Below are 19206 nucleotides of genomic sequence, written 5' to 3'. Positions count from 1 at the left end.
TTGCAACTATTACAGCGCGGTTTGATGGACGCCGGGGGTGTGGGCCAACAGCTCCCCCTCCCGGTTTTGGCAGGTGAACAGCAGCACCTGTCCCTCCTCCGCCAGCTCCCGGAGCAGGTCCAGGGCCTGGGCCAGACGCCCGTCGTCAAAGGCGGCCAGGGCGTCGTCCAGCACCGCCGGAGGCCGGTCGGGCAGGCACAGCCGGCAGACCGCCAGCCGCACCGCCAGGTACACCTGGTCGGCGGTGCCCCGGGACAGGGCCAGCACGCTCCGGGGCAGCACGTCGCCGGGGCGCTGGGCGCTCCCCTCCAGCTCCCGGTTCAGGGTGAGGGAGGCGTAGGCCCCGCCGGTGAGCCGGGCCAGATAGTCCCCGGCCAGACGGCTGAGCTTGGGGGAAAACCGCTCCTGGAGCAGGGTGTTGGCCCGTTCCAGGGCGGACAGGGCAGTTTGAAGGGCCTGGTGCTCCTCCTGCCGCCGCCCCAGCGCCTCCTGCAGCGCCTCCTGCTGGGCGTGGAGGGCGGCGGGGTCCCCCTGGGCCCGCTGACGGCCCAGGGCCTGGTTGAGCTCCCGCTCCACCTGCTCCAGCTCTCCCGTCACCCGGGCCAGGGCCCGGTCGGTCTCCTGGGGGGTGCGGACCGGAGCGGGGCTCTGGGACAAATTCTGGCATTCCCGGCCCCCCTGGGCGGCCAGATCCTCCGCCCGGCGGCGTCGCTCCTCCACCCGCTCCCGGGCCAGGGCCAGCTCGTGGTCCAGACTCAGGGCCCGGGACAGGGCGGCGGAACAGCCGAAGAGGTCAGTGATTTGAGGGGCAAAGGTGTGGACAAAGGCGATGAGGTCCGTTTGACTGTTGTCCCGGCGGGCCTTCCGGTCGTTGAGGGCGCCCCGGACCGCCTTGGCCTGGGCGGCGGCCTCCTCCGCCTTCCGGCAGCGCTCCCGGTAGTCCTCGGCCAAATCCAGGGCCTCCTGGGGGGTCTGGACCCCGTAGCGGCCCAGAAGTTTTGCCGCCTTGGCGCGCCAGTCCCGGGCGTTGCTCCGGGAGACCAGGGCGGAGAGCAGGGTGATGCCCAGCACCACAAGCCCCAAATACAGGGGGTAGGTCACAAGGGCGTGCTCCCGGACAAAGCCCACCAGGGCGCACACCACAAGGACAGCCAGGCCAAACAGGGGGAAGACCCGGCTGCCCAGGTCCTTGGCCCGGGCGGTGTTCTCATACACGGCGTATTCCTGTAAATCCTTCTGTACCCGCTGACCCGCTTCCTCCCCGGACAGCCCCTGAAACAGGGGGTCCTGGGCGTCGATCTGGGCCTGGACGTAGGCGTCCTCCGCCTGCTTCAGGGCGTCCTCCCCCTGGCGGATCTCCTCGGTGAGGACTTTTAGGTACTGCAGTTCCCCCTGAGCCCCCTTCAGCTTTTCCTTGTCCGGGAGAGGGCCGTACTTCCCGGCCTCCCCCTCCAGGGCGGCAAGCTGCTGCCGGGCCTGGTCCAGCTCCCCCTTGGCCTGGGCAAAGCGGGCGTCCAGGGCGCTCTGGGCCTGGGCGCGGTGGAGCCGGACCTCGGCGGTGAGGGCCTTTTGCTCCTCCATCAGCGCCTCCCGCTCCCCGGAGAGCTGGGAGATGCGCAGGGCCACCTCCTCCTGGGCCCGGAGGGCCTGTTCTACCTGCTCCAGCTCCCCCTCCAGCTTGGGGATGAGACCCACGCTGCGGTTGACCTGGCGGCGGTTGCGCCACTGGCTTAGTGTGGCCTGGGTCTGGGAAAAGGATACATCCTCCTCCCCGGAGGAGACCAGGGCGGCGATGCGCTTTTCCAGCTCCGGGGCGGCAGTGACGGTGAGGTCGCCCCCGGAGCCAATGAAGGCCGAGCGCTCAAAGACCTCTTTCCCCACCCCGGTGAGCAGTTCTCCGCAGGTGGCGGCGGTGAGGTCGGGCACCGGCTCCCCTGTGGCGGTGTACACGGCGGAAAAGGCCCCGAAGGGGGTGTTCCCCCTGGGCCCCCGGCGGATGGTGATGTCCCGGCCCTGCCAAATGAGCCGCACCTCCCCCTCCATGGGGGCGCCCGACCAGGGCTGGTAGCGGTTTTTGTCCGCCAAATAGCCCTTCCGGTCCCGGTCCCGGGTGTCGATGCCGTAGAGCATGGCCTTCCAGAAGGCGCACCAGGTGGACTTGCCCCCCTCGTTGGGGGCTTTTATGAGGTTGAACCCCTCCTCCAGCTCCAGATGGGCCCGGTCCAGCTTGCCGAAGGTGGCGGTCATGGAGCGGATGGTCACAGCCACGGGTCTTCCCCTCCTTCCAGGGCGGCCAGCCCAAACCGGGCGGCCAGCTGATAGATGCGGTTGTCCGGGTCAGCCTGGCACAGGGGCCACAGCTCCCGGAGAAAGAGGCCCGTGAGGGTGTCCTCCTCCCGACGCCGCCACAGGTCCACAGGCAGGCGGGTGCGGTCCCGGAGCTGCAGGGAGAAAAAGCGGGGGGCCAGGGCCTGCTCCAGGGCGGCCAGGTCGGGGGCCTCCCCCTCCCCGGTGAGGATGAGGCGGTAGATGTCCTCCCCCGTGTCATCGGGCAGGGCGGCCAGGATGGCGGCCAGGGGGTCTGGTTGGCCGGTGAGGTCCACCGTCCTGCGCCCATACCGCCGCTTGCACAGGGAGACAAATTGGGCCGTCACCCGCCCCGGCTCCCCCTCCAGGTACAGTACGCCCTTCTCCCCCAGCTCGTCAAAGCCCCGGCCCTCGGGGCAGCCGGGGTAGGCCCAGAAGGTCTCCCCCGCCCGCTGCAGGCCGCTGGCCTGGTGGATGTGGCCCAGGGCCAGGTAATGAAGGCCGCTGGCGGCCATCTCCTCCTGGGTGAGGGGGCCGTAGGGGCTGTTGGGGGCGGTGTCCCCGTGGAGACAGCCCAGGCGGAAGGCGCCGTCCTCCTCCGCATGGAAGCCCGCCAGAGGGGAGCGGTCCTGCCGGGGCTCCAAAAAGGCCCGGCCGTACACCGTGCAGTTCAGCTCCGGCAGATCCACGCGCTCCATGGCATCGGAGAAGAAGATGTGGACGTTGTCTGGCCAGTCCAGGGTGGAGTAGACCGACCCGGGGACCAGACAGTCGTGGTTGCCCGGGGCAATCAGCACCGGGCAGGGGATGGAGCCCAGACACCGGCTGAGGGCCTGGGCGGTCTCGGCGTAGACCTGTTGGGAGTCCAGCAGGTCCCCGGACAGCAGCACCAGCTGGGCCTGCCGCTCCCGGGCAAGCCCGGCCAGACGGTCCAGCAGCTCCCGCTGTTCCCCACGCCGCTGGGCGGCCTGTTGGGGAGTGAGGCCGGAAAAGGGGCTGTCCAGGTGGAAGTCAGCCCCGTGGATGAATCGCACCATGGGTCAAGTTCCTTTCTGGGAGGAGAGGGGTTCTCACTCCTGAATGTCGGCGCGGCGGACGGCCACGCAGCGTTTTTTCTCCGTGTCCAGGGTAAACAGGCAGGCGTTGAGCTTGCAGGGGCCCTCCGCCTCCTCATACCGCCGGGGCAGGCCGCCCAAAAACAGGTTGATGGAGTGCTCCGGGCGTATGCCCAGCACCGAGCGGCTGGGTCCGGTCATCCCCAGGTCGGTGACAAAGCCGGTGCCCTTGGGCAGGATCTGGCAGTCGGCGGTGGGGACGTGGGTGTGGGTGCCCCAGACGGCCTGGACCTTTCCGTCCAAAAACCAGGCCATGGCCCCCTTCTCGCTGGTGGCCTCGGCGTGGAAGTCCACCAGGGCCAGGTCGTAGTCACTCCCCCGGAGGAGGAAATTGGTGGCCTTGAAGGGGCTGTCCAGGTTGGGGTTAAGCTCCACCCGGCCCATCAGGTTGAGCACCGCCACCCGGAAGCCCTTGCAGGGGTAGATGCCAAAGCCCCGGCCGGGCACCCGGCCGGCGTAGTTGGCCGGACGGAGGATGCGGGGCTCCTTGTCCAGGTAGTCCCCGATCTGAATGCGGTTCCAGGTATGGTTGCCCAGGGTGATCACGTCCGCCCCGGCCTCCAGAATCCGCCGGGCCTGGGCGGGGGTGATGCCCACCCCGGAGGCGTTCTCTCCGTTGACCACCGCAAAGTGGGCCTGGGTCTCCTCCCGCAGCTGGGGCAGGCGGCGGGCCAGAATGTCCTGGCCTCCCTCCCCCACCACGTCGCCCACGGCCAATATATTCAGCAGCATAGCAGTTCCTTTCTCGCCCGGGCATGCAGCCCGGGGACTGAAATCTTCTCGGCCCATTATAAAGGATTTTCCCGCCCGGCGCAACTGCTCCCCGGGATAGACAGCGGGGGTGGGGATGGCCTTTTATGGGGATGTGGCCAGCCGGGGACTCACCTTTGTGGACGAACAGGGGCAGTTCCACTGCATGAGCATCCACATGAGCGGAGAGGACGGCTCCATCCTGCTGGTGGAGGAGGAGATCTCGGTGCCCCAGGAATAAAGGAGAAAGCCCGGAACGGCAAGAACCGTTCCGGGCCTTTTTGCACAAATGGGTCCCTTCATCGGGCAGCGGCGGTTTTCCGGCGCTCCCGCCAGGCGGCCTTTCCCTCCTCCACCAGGCGGTGGAGGAGACAGCCCAGGGCGATGTTGAGAAGGATGGAGCCCAGGTAGTATACCGGAGCCGGGACCGGACACCCCTGGGGCAGGGCCTGGAAGGGGACGAAGAGGGAGACGTTGAGCAGGTAGATTTCCAGGCTGTTTTTCCCGATGAGCTCCAGCAGCTGGCTCAGTCCCCCCAGGGGGAGCCGCTCTAGACAAAAGGCCAGCACCAGGCACATGGGGACGGTGGTGAACAGGAACAGGTGGCACTCGGGGAAGTGGACGGGCCAGGGCTCCCAGATGGCGGTGAGGCTGACGTAAAGGTAGGCCGTCCCCACCACCAGGGCGGCCGCCCAGAAGGCGTAGTCCCGGCGGGACAGCCGCCGCCCCTCCCCCACATAGAGGCCCATGAGCAGCCCCAGGAAGAACACGGGAACGCGGAAGAAAAGGTCGGTGACATGCCAGTACCCCTCGTGGGTGAACAGCTGGCACAGGGCCAGGGCGGCCACGCAGGCCGCCGCCGTCAGCCCCTCCCGGTGTCGGGAGGCCCGGAGGCGGCGAAAACAGAAGGGGGTGATGGCATAGAGGGTCATGGCCCCCGCCACATACCAGTTGAAGGCCCCGGAGGGGCGCACCCAGTAGTACAGCAGAGAGGCGTTCCAGAACAGGCTGGACCAGGTGGCCCCCTTGGTGAGGATGAGCCAGAGGGTGTAGGGCACCATCACCACGAAGTAGGCGGGCAGCAGCCGCTCCCCCCGCCGGGCCAGAAAGGCGGCGTAGTCCTGGTCCCGGCGCTCCAGGGACAGGGCCAGGCCCATGGCGGACAGGAGGATGAAAATGTCTACCCCGCCAAAGCCCGCCGCCCGGATGAGGTCGGGGAGGGAGCCCTGGGGGGCCAGATCGGGGGCGTGGAAGAGCATGACCCACACCATGGCCGCCCCCATCAGCTGGGAGCGGTAGCGGCTGAGCAGTCCATAATCCATAAAAGCACCTCTTGGGGCGGGGGAACTGTACCCCGGACGAATGGAAAACGCCGGCCGGGCGGAGTGCCCGGCCGGCGGAATGCGGCGGATAGGGAAACCTTACTTGATGGGCTCGCCGGCCTCTTTCTTGGCCTTGATCTCCTTCAGCGCGTCCTTGTAGCTCAGGTTGACGCGGCCCTTGTCGTCGATATCGGTGACCTTGACCCAGATCATATCGCCGATGTTCACCACGTCCTCCACCTTCTCTACCCGGTGGTCAGCCAGCTTGGAGATGTGGACCATGCCGTCCTTGCCGGGGGCCAGCTCCACGAAGGCGCCGAACTGGAGGATGCGGACCACCTTGCCGTAGTACAGGCCGCCCACCTCGGGGACGAACACGATGGTCTCGATCATCTTCTTGGCGGTGTCGCAGGAGGCGGCGTCGGGGGAGGCGATGTGGATGGTGCCGTCGTCCTCGATGTCGATCTGGGCGCCGGACTCGGCGGTAATCTTCTGGATGACGGAGCCGCCCTTGCCGATGACCTCACGGATGCGGTCGGGATCGATTTTAAGGGTGATCATTTTGGGAGCGAACTTGCTCACCTCAGAGCGGGGAGCGGAGATGCAGGGGAGCATGATCTCGTCCAGGATGGCGAAGCGGGCGTCCCGGGTGATCTCCAGGGCCTGCTTGATGATCTCGTGGGACAGACCGTCGTTCTTCAGGTCCATCTGGATGGCGGTGATACCGGACTTGGTGCCGGCCACCTTGAAGTCCATCTCGCCGTGGAAGTCCTCCACGCCCTGGATGTCGATGAAGGTGGTGAAGCCGCCGTCGTCGTCCTGGATCAGGCCGCAGGAGATGCCGGCCACAGGGGCCTTGATGGGCACACCGGCGTCCATAAGGGCCAGGGTGGAGCCGCAGATGGAGCCCTGGGAGGTGGAGCCGTTGGAGGAGAGAACCTCAGACACCACGCGGATGGCGTAGGGGAACTCCTCTACGCTGGGCAGCACGGGCACCAGAGCCCGCTCGGCCAGAGCGCCGTGGCCAAACTCCCGGCGGTTGGTGGAACGGGGAGGCTTGGCCTCACCCACGGAGTAGGGCGGGAAGTTGTAGTGGTGCATATAGCGCTTCTCGTCCTCTTCCCAGATGGTGTCCAGCTTCTGGGAGGCGGAGAGGGTGTTCAGGGTGGCCACGGAGAGCACCTGGGTCTGACCGCGGGTGAACAGGCCGGAGCCGTGGACCCGGGGCAGCACGCCCACCTCGGCGGCCAGAGGACGAATCTCGTTCTTGGCGCGGCCATCCACGCGGTGGCCCTCCAGCAGCCAGGCCTTGACGATCTTCTTCTGGAACTTGTAGGTGAACTCCTCCAGGTACTGGTCCATATCCGGATACTCTTCCAGATACTTCTCGTGCCAGTGGTCGATCATGGCGTTCCAGCGCTGCTCCCGGATGTTCTTGTCGTCGGTGTCCATGGCGGCCTTGGCCTCGTCCATGAACTCGGAGACGATCTTGTCAAACAGCTCCTGGTTGAACTGGGCGTGGTCGTACTCCATCTTGGGCTTGCCGATCTCGGAGACGATCTGGTTGATGAAGGCGATCTGCTTGCGGATCTCCTCGTGGGCCTTCACGATGCCGGCGTACATGATCTCATCGGGGATCTCGTCGGCGCCGGCCTCGATCATGACCACCTTCTCCTGGGTGGCGGCCACGGTCACGTCCATGCGGGAGCGCTTGCGCTGCTCCTGGTTGGGGTTGAAGACGATCTGGCCGTCCACATAGCCCACCTCCAGGCAGCCGATGGGGCCGGCGAAGGGGATCTCGGAGTAGCTCACGCAGGCGGAGGCGCCGATCATGGCGGCCACCTCGGGGGAGCAGTCGTAGTCCACGCTCATGACGGTGCACTGGATGCACACGTCGTTGCGGAAGTCATAGGGGAACAGGGGGCGCATGGGCCGGTCGATGAGGCGGCTGGCCAGCACGGCGGGCAGAGAGGGACGGCCCTCCCGGCGCATGAAGGAGCCGGGGATCCGGCCCACGGCGTACAGCTTCTCCTCAAAGTCCACGCTCAGGGGGAAGAAGTCCACACCGTCCCGGGGACGGGGGGAGACGGTGACGGCCACCATGACGGTGGTGTCGCCGTACTTTACCATGGCGGAGGCGTTGGCCAGCTCGGCCACCTTGCCCACCTCGATGGTCAGGGGACGGCCGCACAGGTCCATGGTCCAGGTCTTGTAGTTGGGGAACTGCTTGTGCTTAATAATGGTTGACATGTCCTTACTCCTTTTCTTTGTAGTGTTTGGGTCCGGAGCCTTGACCAACCTTTTAGCACTTGAATCCGGGGTGGACAAATCCTTCCACCCTGCATTCAACTGCTAAAACAGCGGCGCAGCTCCGGGATGTGGTTTTGGTTTTATATGTGAACATAGGGCAGCACGCAAAAGGCGCTGCCCTATGAGGCACATCATGGTCACGCTGCGGATCGGGCAATCCGCTCCTCGTGATGTCACGCTGCGGATTGGGCGCGCGGCCGGGTCGCTTTCCCTGCGCCTCCGGACACAAACAGCTGGGCCTTGCCCCGCTTGGTTTGTATCCGTCGCTCCGGTCCAAGCTCCCCTGCGCGCCTATCCTACGCGCTTCTTCTTACTTACGGATGCCCAGCTTGGCGATGATGGCACGGTAACGCTCGATGTCCTTAGCCATCAGGTAGTCCAGCAGCTTGCGGCGCTTACCGATCATCTTGTACAGGCCGCGGCGGCTGTGGTTGTCGTGGATGTGCACCTTCAGGTGCTCGGTCAGCTCGTTGATGCGAGCGGTGAGAATGGCGATCTGGACCTCGGGGGAACCAGTGTCGGTCTCATGGGTGCGGTTGGCCTCGATAACGGCCGTCTTCTCGTCCTTACGGATCATGGGAAATTCCACCTTTCAAATTGTCTTGCCCTTAAGCCGGGTAGCGGGCGGGTGAAGCCCCGCGCACCTGCGCGGGCCATATCCCGGAACCAAGCGGGAGGGCGAATGGGCAGCAAATGATTTGCATGCTTGGATAATATATCATAATTTTCCCCGCATGTAAAGGAAAAAGTCCCGGTTTTCCAAGGAAATTTCGGAATTTTGTCCCCGTGTACAAGATATTGGGCCGCTTTGTACCCTCCTCCTCAAAAGAGGACCGGGAAAAGAGGAGACACCAAGCCAAAAAAGAGGTATAATAAGAAAAAAGCCCAGTTGGGCGGCAAAGGAGGAGCCGGCATGGCAAAGCAGGACGCCCAGATCAGCTTCCGGGCCACCAAGGAGTTTAAACAGGAGCTGGAGGAGCGGGCCCGGCAGGAGCGCCTGAGCGCCTCGGGCCTCATTCTCAAGGTGCTCCAGGCCTATCTCCACCCCGAACAGGAGGGCTGAGGGAGCATCGGCCAGTCAAAGAAATCCGAACACCCGGGGCGGGGGCAAAGTTGCCCCCGCCCCTCTTGACATTGATCTTCTACGACTGTAGAATATAATTGAAAACTACAATTGTAGAGGAGGGATACCATGTCACGGAAAATCGACCGTCTCCCCGATGGGGAGCTGGAGGTGATGCAGGCGGTGTGGGACTGCCAGCCCCCGGTGACACGGGGGGATGTGGAGGAAAAGCTGAAGGACACCCACCCCCTGGCCTCCACCACCATCCTCACCCTGCTCACCCGGCTGACCCAGAAGGGGGCCCTGGTGATGGAGAAGCGGGGCAGAGTGAATGGCTACACCCCCACCTTCACCCGCCAGGAGTATCTGGCCGCCCAGAGCGGGCGGATGATCCGCAAGCTGTGCGGCGGGGACCTGCACCTGTTCGCCACCGCCCTGTGTGACAGCGGCCTGAGCCGGGAGGAATTGGAGGAGCTGAGCCGCCTGCTGGAGGAGGGAGAGCTGTGAACGCTTGGTTGGTTCTCTTCGCCCTGTTTGTGGGCGGGGTGACGGCCCGGGCCTTTTCCGGCCGCCGGGAACTGGAGGATCAGCTGCAGTACGGCCCCCTGAAGCCGGGGCATAAGACCTACCTCATCGAGCCGCTGATGCTGCCCCTGTACATCCTGGTGGTCCTGGGGATGGGGCTGGTGGTACCAGCTGTGTTCTGGATGGACAGACGAGGCGTGTTCCACCTTGTGGCCGGGCAGCTGGGGCTGCTGTTTCTTCACATCAGCGCCTACTACGCCCTGCTCCTGCTCCTTCTGCCCCTGCTGCGCCGGGTAATCAGCGCCCGAGCCTGCGCCGCCCTGTGGCTCACCCCCACCTTTTTGTATGTGATGACCTACCAACCAAACCTCCAGCGCACCGCCCTGGCCGCCCTTCCCCTGCCCCGGCCCCTCCTCCTCCCCGCCCTGGCCCTGTGGGCCCTGGGCTTTGTGGGGGTGGTGGGCTGGCAGGTTCTGTCCCACTTGAGCCTGCGCCGCACCCTCCTCCGGACTGGACAGCCCCTGGAGGACCCGGAGGTGCTCCGGCAGTGGAACATGGAGTGTCGCCGCCACGGGGTGAAGCGGGACATCCCCATTCTGGTGTGGCCCCAGGTGGGCACCCCCATGACGGTGGGCTGCTTTGAGCGCACCATGGTGCTGGCCCTCCCCCGGGCCTCCTACTCGCCCAAAGAGCGGGAACTCATTTTCCGCCACGAGCTGCGCCATATCATCCGCTGCGACAGCCGCACCAAGGTGTTTTTGGGCTTCTGTGCCGCCATGTGCTGGTTCAACCCCCTGGGCTGGCTGGCCTGCCGGAGGGCGGCGGAGGACCTGGAGCTCAGCTGCGACGAGGCGGTGCTGGAGGGGGCGGACGAGGGCACCCGGAAGGAGTACGCCCTTCTGCTGCTGAACAGCGCGGGCACCGGACGGGGCTACACCACCTGCTTGTCCGCGGCGGCGGGCAGTCTGCGCTACCGCTTGAAACGGGTGATGAAGCCGGGACGGCGGCTGGCCGGGAGCCTGGCGGTGGGGGTGAGCATGTTCGCCCTCTTCGTCACCTTTGGGTCGGTGGCCCTGGCGGACAGCCCGGCCAGCGCCCGGGAGCTGATCTTTGACCGGGCCCCCCAGGGGATCACCCTGGACCGGGTGACTGTGGATAGCTGGCATGAGCCGGAGGAGAAATACCAAGATGTGTTCGGCTATGACGCCGGGGCGATTACCGAGTATCTCGTCTCCCTCCCCCTGCGGCAGGTGTACGCGGGGCGCTATGAGTTAAAGGAGGGGCGGCAGCTCTGGCTGGACTACATGGAACAGGCGGATGGAGAGGATGTGAGCCGCACCTATATTATCTTGAGTGACGGGGTGCTGACGGCCGGCATCCCCTATGACGGCCAGGGGGATCTCACCTTCCTGGTGGATGGGGAGATCGACTGGGACTATCTGGACTCCCTGCTGGACTTTACCGTCCCCGACCCGGACCCGCCCCGTTCCAGGCCGGAGCTGCAGCTCTCCTTCGACGGCCCCGATGGAAACCCCCAAGACCCGCCCCTGTCTGCCATGAGCCGGGTGTGGTCCATCACCGACGCTCAGGGCACCCGGGTGCCGGACGATGAATCCTTCGGGGTGGGCGGGACCTTTGGCCGGACCCTCACAAAGGCGGTGCTGATGTTCTCCCCCTCTCCTTACGACGGCTACACCGTCACCGTGGAGCGGTGGGACGGCAGCGAGCGCTACACCCTCTCCTCCCAGGAGCTGGAGGGTGACCTTCTCCCCCTGGCCCCCTACAGCGCCCACTACACGGTGCGGGGAGAATTTGCGGTGGGGGACGCCCTCTACGACATGGACTTTTACTTCGACATCGGCCAGCAGGCCGACCAGGAGGTGTGGCAGACCGGCTGAGGCCGGGCCACACGGTGAAAAACGCCCCGCCGCCCAAATGGGCGGCGGGGCTTGCTATTGGATAGGGTGTACGGAGCGATCACTCCACGTCCAGAGCGGCTACCACCTTGGCGCAGCGGGGGCACAGGGTGGGGTGCTTGGGGTCGGAGCCCACCATGGGGTGGCGCTTCCAGCACCGCTCGCACTTCTCTCCCTGGGCGGGAGCCACCTGCACCTCAGCGGCGTCCTCGGACACCTCCACCTGGGAGACGATGAGCAGGTCGGCCAGCTCCTCCAGGTTGACCTGACGGGCACCGGCCAGCTTGGCGGCGGGGATGGTGACCTTGGCTTCCAGGCTCTTGCCGATCTTCTTCTCGTTCCGGGCGCTCTCCAGGGCGGCGTTGACCTGGTTGCGCACGTCGATGAGACCGGCCCAGGCGGCCATGGCGTCCTCGTCCAGGGCGTAGGCGGTGAAGGGCTGGTTCATCTCGTTGAGGACCACGTTGCGGCCATCGTCTCCATCCCGGTGGGGCATGGACAGCCAGATCTCGTCGCAGGTGAAGCAGAGGATGGGGGCGAAGAGCTTGGTGATGGTGTCCAGAATGAGCCACAGGGCGGTCTGGGCAGAGCGGCGGGAGAGGCCGTCGGCCTCGTCGCAGTACAGCCGGTCCTTGATGATGTCCAGATAGAAGCTGGACAGCTCCACCACGCAGAAGTCGTTGATGGCGTGGGAGACCACATGGAACTCATAGTTGTCATAGGCGGCGAAGCACTTGGCAATGAGCTCATTGAGCTTGGTCACCGCCCACTTGTCCAGCTCCAGCATCTCCTCGGGCCCAACCAGGTGGTTGGGGTCGAAGCCCGCCAGGTTGCCCAGGCAGTACCGGGCGGTGTTGCGGAATTTCAGGTAGTTCTGGGACAGCTGCTTGAAGATGTTGTCGGAGCAGCGCACGTCCACATGGTAGTCCGCGGAGCCCGCCCACAGACGGAGCAGGTCGGCGCCGTATTTCTTGAAGATGTCAGCGGGGTCCACGCCGTTGCCCAGGGACTTGTGCATGGCCTTGCCCTCGCCGTCCACCGTCCAGCCGTGGGTGACGCACTCCTTGAAGGGAGCGCCCTGGCCCAGAGCGCCCACAGCGGTGAGCAGGCTGGACTGGAACCAGCCGCGGTACTGGTCCAGGCCCTCCAGGTACATGTCGGCGGGCCAGAAGCCCTGGTCCTTCTTCATGGAGGCGAAGTGGGTGGAGCCGGAGTCGAACCAGCCGTCCAGGGTGTCCTCCTCCTTGGTGAAGCCGGACTTGGACAAGCAGTGGGGGCAGGCGAAGTCCTTGGGCAGGATGTCGGCGGCCTCCATCTCATACCAGGCGTTGGAGCCCTTCTCCCCAAAGAGCTTGCTCACCGCGGCGATGGTCTCGTCGGTGCAGATGGGCTTGCCGCAGTCGGCACAGTAGAACACGGGGATGGGCAGGCCCCACCGGCGCTGACGGGAGATACACCAGTCGGCACGCTCCCGGATCATGGACTTCATCCGGTCGATGCCCCAGGCGGGCACCCAGCGCACGTCGTCGCAGGCGGCGCAGGCCTCGTCCTTGAAGGCGTCCACGGAGCAGAACCACTGGGGGGTAGCCCGGAAGATGATGGGGTTCTTGCACCGCCAGCAGTGAGGGTAGGAGTGAACGATGTCCTCGCTGGCAAAGAGGGCGCCGCTCTCCTTCATGTCCGCCAGAATGACGGGGTTGGACTCGTCGGTCTTCATGCCGGCGTACTTGCCGGCGTAGTCGGTGTGACGGCCCTGGTCGTCCACGGGGACCACCATGTCGATCTTGTAGCGCTTGCAGGTCTCGTAGTCGTCGGCGCCGAAGCCGGGGGCGGTGTGGACGCAGCCGGTACCGGAGTCCATGGTCACGTACTCGGCGCAGCACAGCTGGGAGGTCTTGTCCAGGAAGGGGTGCTGGGCCAGCATATACTCAAAGTCGGAGCCCTGGAACTGCTTGACGATCTCGTAGTGCTCGATGCCGCCCACCTTCATGACCTTGGCGCACAGGGCCTCGGCCAGGATATACTGCTCGCCGTTGTCCGCCTTCACCAGCACGTAGCTCTCCCGGGGGTGGACGGCGATGGCCAGGTTGCCGGGCAGGGTCCAGATGGTGGTGGTCCAGATGAGGAAGTACATCTTGGAAAGATCGCCGTACTGGCTGAGCTTGCCCTGGTCGTCCTTAACCTGGAACTTTACGTACACGGTGGTACAGGGGTCGTCCTGGTACTCGATCTCCGCCTCGGCCAGGGCGGTCTCGTCCTTGGGGCACCAGTACACGGGCTTGAGGCCCTTGTAGATGTAGCCCTTCTTGTACATCTCCCCAAAGACCTTTACCTCCTCGGCCTCAAAGCCGGGGTCCATGGTCTTGTAGGGGTGCTCCCAGTCCCCCAGCACGCCCATGCGCTTGAAGCCGTCCATCTGGATGTCGATGTACTTCTGGGCGTAGTTGTGGCAGGCGGTGCGGAACTCGGGGACGGACATGTTCTTGCGGTTGAGCTTCTGCTCCTTGATGATGGCGCTCTCAATGGGCATGCCGTGGTTGTCCCAGCCGGGGATGTAGGGGGTGTAGCGGCCCCGCATGGCGTACATCCGGGTGATGAAGTCTTTCAGGGACTTGTTCAGGGCGTGGCCCATGTGCAGGTTGCCGTTGGAGAAGGGAGGGCCGTCGTGGAGGGAGAAGCGGGGCTTGCCCTCGTTCTTCTTCAGCAGCTCGTGGTACAGGTCCATCTGGTTCCAGTGCTCCAGCATGCCCGGCTCCCGGTTAGGCAGGCCCGCCCGCATGGGGAAGTCGGTCTTGGGCAGCTGGATGGTCTTGTTGTAGTCCATGTTTGTGTGCCTCCGTCTATGTGAAAGTTTGATTTGTTTGCTGTGGGTTTCCGGAAAGAGGGCAGGAAGTTTTTTCGGTTCCTTTTTTTCAAAAAAGGAACAAGAAAACAAAAAAGCCCTTGTCTCCAACAAAGAGACAAAGGCAAACGAAACCTCTGCGGTACCACTCTTCTTGCCGGAGAAAGGGGCTCCTCCGGCCACTCAAGTCCGGCCCGGTAACGGGGGCCGTCCGGAAAGGCTTACTGCCCCAAAACCGGGGGTTGGGCCCTCTGCTCCGAGGTGATCTTCCGCCCTCTCCCCCGTCCGCCTTGCACCAAACGGCGGCTCTCTAAAACGGGGAGCGGAGGGTGTACTTGTCCTCATCCGCGCGTGTAAACCATATAAGCTCTCTTATCTTATCGGTTTCTTTGCGGGATGTCAAGGGGGAAGGCGCTGGACTTTAGGGGTATTTTACCCAATCTTCAAGGAATTTTAATTCCTTTTTCTCTGGGAATGTGTTATACTGACTATTATCATTCCGATAATACACGGTCCCGGCCCGGGGCCGGAAAGGTGGGATATCCCATTGCAGAATCCATTTGACGTGCTGGTGGTGGGTGCGGGCTACGCCGGCAGCGTTTGCGCCCGCTGCCTGGCGGAGGGCGGCAAGCGGGTGCGGGTGCTGGAGCGCCGCCCCCATGTGGCGGGCAACGCCTACGACCGGCTGGACGAGGCCGGAGTGCTGATCCATCAGTACGGCCCCCATATTTTCCACACCAACGACCAAAAGGTCTATGATTGGCTGTCCCGGTTCACCCAGTGGCGGGACTACCAGCACCGGGTGGTGGCCGACATCCCCGATGAGCAGGGCGGCCGCCTGCGTTACCCCGTCCCCTTCAACCTCACCTCCCTGGAGACCGCCTTCGGAGCGGAGGAGGGAAAGCGGCTGGGGGAAAAGCTCATGGCCGCCTACGGGGCGGAGAAAAAGGTGACCATCCTGGAGCTGCGCCAGAACTCCGACCCGGAGATTTCCGCCCTGGCCGACTACGTCTATGAGCACGTTTTCGTCCACTACACCATGAAGCAGTGGGGCCAGAAGCCCGAGGACATCGACCCCAACACCACCGCCCGGGTGCCCGTGTTCCTCTCCCGGGACGACCGCTATTTCCAGGATACCTACCAGGGCATGCCCCTGAAAGGCTACACCCCCATGTTTGAGAAGATGCTCTGCCACCCCAACCTCACTGTGGAGCTGGGGGTGGACGCCCTGGAGCGGCTGAAGGTGACCGAGGGCGGGGTGACGGTGGATGGGGAGAACTTCCCCGGGGCGGTCATCTACACCGGACAGGCCGACGAATTGTTCACCTTCCGTTATGGTCCCCTCCCCTACCGCACCCTGGACTTCCGCTTTGAGACCCTCCCCCAGGACGACTTCCAGGGCTACGGCACGGTGAACTACACCGTGGACCAGGACTACACCCGCATCACCGAGTTTAAGCACCTCACCGGCCAGACCTTGCCGGGAAAGACCACCATCGTCAAGGAGTACTCCAAGGCCTATGGGGGGATCCTGGAAGAGGTGCCCTACTACGCCATCATCAACCCGGAAAATAACGCCCTGTACGCCAAGTACAAGGCCCTGGCCGACGCCATCCCCAACCTCCACCTGCTGGGACGGCTGGCCGAGTACAAATACTACAATATGGATGCCATCGCCGGCCGGGCTCTGGCCCTGGCGGAGGAGCTGAACAAGTAATGGTGGACGGCGGTCCGCCAATCACATAGGAGAGAGACCATGATGGATAAGCTGATTACCTTTGCTGTCCCCTGCTACAACTCCGCCGCCTATATGGAGCACTGTGTGGACACCCTGCTCCAGGGGGGCGACGACATTGAGATCATTCTGGTGGACGACGGCTCCACCAAGGACGACACCCCCGCCATCTGCGACCGCTACCAGGAGCAGTACCCGGACATTGTCCGAGCCATCCACCAGCCCAACGGCGGCCACGGAGAGGGGGTCAACCAGGGCCTGCGCAACGCCCGGGGTCAATATTATAAGGTGGTGGACTCCGATGACTGGGTGGACGTTCCCTCCCTGCACAAGGCTCTGGACAAGCTGCGCCAGTTTGAAAAGGACGGAAAGCCCATCGACATGATGGTGTGCAACTACGTCTACGAGCACGCCGAGACCAACACCCAGCGGGTGATGCACTACCGCAACGTGTTCCCCCGCAACCGGGTCTTCAACTGGGACCAGATCGGCCGCTTCCGTCCCTCCCAGTACCTGCTCATGCACTCGGTGATCTACCGTACCCAGATGCTTCGGGACTGCGGTCTGGAGCTGCCCAAGCACACCTTCTATGTGGACAACATTTTCGTCTACCAGCCCCTGCCCTCGGTGAAGAACATCTACTACCTGGATGTGGACCTGTACCGCTACTTCATTGGCCGCTCCGACCAGTCCGTCAACGAGAAGGTCATGGTCACCCGGGTGGACCAGCAGCTGCGGGTCACCTACCAGATGATCGACTCCCACGACCTGAACCTGGTCTCCCAGCAGCACAAGAAGCTGGGCCGGTACATGTTCAGCTACCTGGCCATGATGATGGCCATTTCCTCCATCTTCCTGGTCATTGACGGCACTCCCGAGGCCCTGGGCAAGCGCACCCAGCTGTGGGAGTATCTGCGGGGAGTGGACAGCGGCATCTACCATAAAATGAAGTACCGGGCTGTCTCCGCTTTTACCGCCTTCCCCGGCTACCAGGGACGGCGGCTGTCCGTGGGTCTGTACCGCCTGGCCCGGAAGATCTACAAGTTCAATTAAATGACCTCCCTCTGAAAGCCCATGCCGGCGGACGCATCCCTCCCATGCGTCCGCCGCTTTTTTTGTGTTGACATACCTTGATTCTCTAGGTATACTATACCTAGAGAATCAAGGTATTATCTTTGGTGCGGGGATATTCCCCGGGAAAGGATGGCGGAGCATGAAATTTGACAAGGGACTCATCGCCGGAAGCAGCACTCTGCTGGTGCTGGCACTGTTGGAGAAGGAGGACATGTACGGCTATCAGATGATCGAGGCCCTGGCCCGCCGCTCCAACGACGCCTTTCAGATGCAGGAGGGGACCCTCTACCCCATTCTCCACGCCCTGGAGAAGGAGAAGTACCTCTCCTCCTACCAGCAGCAGGCGCCCACGGGGCGGCAGCGGAAGTATTACCGTCTGACCAAAAAGGGCAAACGGCTGCTGGACGAGAAGCGGACGGAGTGGGCGGCCTTCCACAAGGGGGTGGAGGACGTGCTCTCCGGGGGAGCCAACGCCCTCTCCTATTCCTGAGAGAAGGGGAGCAAACAAACGTCCTGCAAAATTTCGTTTCGCCTCATGAAGGCAAGGGGGGAGACTATGGGAGCCGACAACCGAAGAGAGGCAGAATGGCTGGACACCGCCACCAAAGGCATCCGCTTTGGCCCTGACCGGGCAGCGGTGCGCTCGGAGCTGGCCGCCCACCTGGAGGACAAGGAGGCGGATTTCCGGCGCATTTTTCCGGACATGTCTCCGGAGGAAGCCCGGGCGCGGGCGTTGGAGGAGATGGGGCAGGCGGAGGAGATTGGCCGGGAGCTGGGGCGCATCCACACCCCCTGGCTGGGCTACCTGTGGACGGCCAGCAAGTGGACCCTGGGGCTGACCCTGACCCTGGCGCTGGTTCTGTGGGGCTGGCGGGGCCTCTCCGCTCTGGATACCTGGCGAATGCTGGAGGAGGCCAACGAGGGCAAGGTGCCCTATGGGGCCCTGGTCTATGAATACTACCTCTCCGGGGATCCGGAGGCCCCCTTCCCCCGGCAGGAGTGGGAGACGGAGGTGGAGACGGGGATTACCCGCACCCCCATACGCTGGGTGGAGGGGACGGAAACGGTCCGGGCGGGGCTCTATGCCCTGCAGGTGACCCGGGGTGCCCTGTGGCAGTTTGAGGGGGAAAGCGTGGAGGAGCCGGGGGTCCAGTCCCCCCGGTACGCCCTGGAGTGCGAGCTGACGGTGACGGGCCTGCCCGGCCTGTCCCTCCATCCTGAGGCGGCCTACTACATTTCGGGCACCGACAGCTTGGGCAACACCTATCAAAACACCGGCCAGGGACACGGCACGGGGGAGCCCTACATTCTGGCCATGGAACTGGAGGGGCAGGGGCTGGAGCAGCGGTTCCGGCTGTCCGTGTGGGAGGTCCCCCCGGAGGCGGAGTGGTTTCGGCTGGACTATGACTGGGGCGGCGTAGAGTGGGCCATTACCGTCCCCCTGAAGGAGGAGCGGACATGAGAGAAAAACAAGGCTGGTCCCTCCCCCGCCTGGGGCGGAAGGGAAAAATCCTTCGCAATCTGGCCCTGACCCTGGTGCTGGTGGGGCTGGTTTGGGGGGCGCTGGGCTGTCCCCTCCCCCCTGCCCTGGCCTTCCGCCGCCTGGAGCTGCGCTATCTGAGGGAACCATCCCAGATCGTGGCCCAGGTGGAGCAGAATGGGGACCCCTTTGTGGTGGGCTTCACCTCCGAGGAGGTGGTGCTGGGTGACCTGGAGGGCGGCGCCCTCTCCTTCTGGAACTGGCCGGAGGAGGGGACGGGGCTGATGGTGGCGGCGGGGCTGCGGAACGCCTATGTGCCAACCACCTGGCTGCTGTCCATGGACGCCCCGGAGAAGGCGGTTTCCGCCCGGCTGGAGCTGGAGCTGTCCGCCTGGATGACCCGGATCGGGTTTGATGGGGAACTCCTTGTTCTGGCGCTGCCCACCGCCCTGGATGGGGACTATTGGCAGGAGAGCTGGACCTACTCCGTGGAGGGGGAGCGGCTGCCCTGCGGGGAATTTCTGTTCCGGATAGATGCCCAAGACCAGACTCCCTGGCAGGACGCCCCGAGGAACGGGGTGGGGGAGCAGATGGCCCTGGCCCAGCTGAGTTGGGAGAGCCTGTACACCTGGGCCGAGCCCGGAGGGGAGCATAACCCGGAGTTTTTAGCCCTGGCCACTTTTTATGACCAAACCGGGGCGGAGGTGGGCCAGGCCCGCCTCTCCCCTCTGGAGAACACCATCCAAGGCGGATAGAAGGGAGGCAAC

Annotated in this window: 16 protein-coding genes and 1 other annotated feature; of the genes, 9 read left to right on the top strand and 7 right to left on the bottom strand. The window is 64.4% G+C overall.

The window, feature by feature from the left end; translation table 11 throughout:
* Nucleotides 1–9: 9 nt before the first annotated feature.
* From B5E43_RS15670 to B5E43_RS08920, 3 genes are read right to left on the bottom strand one after another with little or no spacing between them, the layout of a single operon-like run.
* Nucleotides 10–2268, bottom strand: a complete 2259-nt coding sequence (locus tag B5E43_RS15670) for an AAA family ATPase (protein ID WP_087395928.1) — start codon at nucleotides 2266–2268, stop codon at nucleotides 10–12.
* On the bottom strand, nucleotides 2259–3344 hold the full coding sequence (locus tag B5E43_RS08925) for a DNA repair exonuclease (protein ID WP_087395926.1): 1086 nt from the start codon (nucleotides 3342–3344) through the stop codon (nucleotides 2259–2261). The genes B5E43_RS15670 and B5E43_RS08925 overlap by 10 nt, the downstream gene beginning before the upstream one ends.
* 33 nt (nucleotides 3345–3377) lie before the next feature.
* Nucleotides 3378–4154 carry a TIGR00282 family metallophosphoesterase gene (locus tag B5E43_RS08920; RefSeq protein WP_087395924.1) on the bottom strand — a complete coding sequence of 259 codons (777 nt, stop codon included), beginning with the start codon at nucleotides 4152–4154 and terminating at the stop codon, nucleotides 3378–3380.
* Between the two features lie 115 nt (nucleotides 4155–4269).
* Here B5E43_RS08920 and B5E43_RS15125 point away from each other — a divergent pair, with 115 nt between their 5' ends.
* Nucleotides 4270–4413 carry a hypothetical protein gene (locus B5E43_RS15125; protein ID WP_158099008.1) on the top strand — a complete coding sequence of 48 codons (144 nt, stop codon included), beginning with the start codon at nucleotides 4270–4272 and terminating at the stop codon, nucleotides 4411–4413.
* Nucleotides 4414–4471: 58 nt separating this feature from the next.
* On the opposite strand, the gene B5E43_RS08915 is transcribed toward B5E43_RS15125, so the two are convergent.
* The 3 genes from B5E43_RS08915 to rpsO form a co-directional block, all read right to left on the bottom strand.
* Nucleotides 4472–5494, bottom strand: a complete 1023-nt coding sequence (locus tag B5E43_RS08915; protein ID WP_087395922.1) for an acyltransferase — start codon at nucleotides 5492–5494, stop codon at nucleotides 4472–4474.
* Between the two features lie 99 nt (nucleotides 5495–5593).
* The gene (locus B5E43_RS08910) at nucleotides 5594–7744 is read right to left on the bottom strand and encodes a polyribonucleotide nucleotidyltransferase (RefSeq protein WP_087395920.1); all 2151 of its coding nucleotides are present in this window, start codon (nucleotides 7742–7744) and stop codon (nucleotides 5594–5596) included.
* A 370-nt stretch (nucleotides 7745–8114) separates the two neighbouring features.
* Nucleotides 8115–8381 carry a 30S ribosomal protein S15 gene (gene rpsO, locus B5E43_RS08905; RefSeq protein WP_087395918.1) on the bottom strand — a complete coding sequence of 89 codons (267 nt, stop codon included), beginning with the start codon at nucleotides 8379–8381 and terminating at the stop codon, nucleotides 8115–8117.
* Nucleotides 8382–8717: 336 nt separating this feature from the next.
* Between rpsO and B5E43_RS15120 the strand changes: the two genes are divergently transcribed.
* The 3 genes from B5E43_RS15120 to B5E43_RS08895 all read left to right on the top strand — a co-directional run bounded on the left by B5E43_RS15120 (nucleotide 8718) and on the right by B5E43_RS08895 (nucleotide 11290).
* Entirely contained in the window at nucleotides 8718–8867 is a 150-nt protein-coding gene (locus B5E43_RS15120) for a hypothetical protein (RefSeq protein WP_158099007.1), read from the top strand.
* 129 nt (nucleotides 8868–8996) lie between these two features.
* Nucleotides 8997–9374: a BlaI/MecI/CopY family transcriptional regulator gene (locus B5E43_RS08900; RefSeq protein ID WP_087395916.1), complete on the top strand. Its 378-nt coding sequence runs from the start codon at nucleotides 8997–8999 to the stop codon at nucleotides 9372–9374.
* A complete protein-coding gene (locus B5E43_RS08895; RefSeq protein WP_087395914.1) occupies nucleotides 9371–11290 on the top strand; it encodes a M56 family metallopeptidase in 1920 nt (639 codons plus the stop codon). Before B5E43_RS08900 ends, B5E43_RS08895 begins: the two co-directional genes overlap by 4 nt.
* Nucleotides 11291–11369: 79 nt before the next feature.
* Here the strand turns inward: B5E43_RS08895 and ileS are convergent, their stop codons facing one another.
* Nucleotides 11370–14132 carry an isoleucine--tRNA ligase gene (gene ileS / locus B5E43_RS08890; protein ID WP_087395913.1) on the bottom strand — a complete coding sequence of 921 codons (2763 nt, stop codon included), beginning with the start codon at nucleotides 14130–14132 and terminating at the stop codon, nucleotides 11370–11372.
* Between the two features lie 129 nt (nucleotides 14133–14261).
* Nucleotides 14262–14507 (bottom strand) — a binding site (T-box leader).
* Between the two features lie 190 nt (nucleotides 14508–14697).
* Between ileS and glf the strand changes: the two genes are divergently transcribed.
* The 5 genes from glf to B5E43_RS08865 all read left to right on the top strand — a co-directional run bounded on the left by glf (nucleotide 14698) and on the right by B5E43_RS08865 (nucleotide 19194).
* On the top strand, nucleotides 14698–15867 hold the full coding sequence (glf, locus tag B5E43_RS08885) for a UDP-galactopyranose mutase (protein WP_087395911.1): 1170 nt from the start codon (nucleotides 14698–14700) through the stop codon (nucleotides 15865–15867).
* A 42-nt stretch (nucleotides 15868–15909) separates the two neighbouring features.
* Nucleotides 15910–16938, top strand: coding sequence for a glycosyltransferase (locus tag B5E43_RS08880; RefSeq protein ID WP_087395951.1), 1029 nt, complete (start codon nucleotides 15910–15912; stop codon nucleotides 16936–16938).
* A gap of 160 nt (nucleotides 16939–17098) precedes the next feature.
* Nucleotides 17099–17449 carry a PadR family transcriptional regulator gene (locus tag B5E43_RS08875; protein WP_087395909.1) on the top strand — a complete coding sequence of 117 codons (351 nt, stop codon included), beginning with the start codon at nucleotides 17099–17101 and terminating at the stop codon, nucleotides 17447–17449.
* A 66-nt stretch (nucleotides 17450–17515) separates the two neighbouring features.
* Entirely contained in the window at nucleotides 17516–18421 is a 906-nt protein-coding gene (locus tag B5E43_RS08870; protein ID WP_087395907.1) for a permease prefix domain 1-containing protein, read from the top strand.
* Complete coding sequence (locus B5E43_RS08865; RefSeq protein WP_087395906.1) at nucleotides 18418–19194, top strand: hypothetical protein; 777 nt, start codon at nucleotides 18418–18420, stop codon at nucleotides 19192–19194. Before B5E43_RS08870 ends, B5E43_RS08865 begins: the two co-directional genes overlap by 4 nt.
* Nucleotides 19195–19206 lie beyond the last annotated feature (12 nt).

It is taken from the genome of Flavonifractor sp. An100 (assembly GCF_002161175.1).
Classification (GTDB): Bacteria; Bacillota; Clostridia; order Oscillospirales; family Oscillospiraceae; genus Lawsonibacter.
The sequence above is the reverse complement of the archived record's forward strand: the minus strand, read 5'-3'. Positions and strand labels throughout refer to the sequence as shown.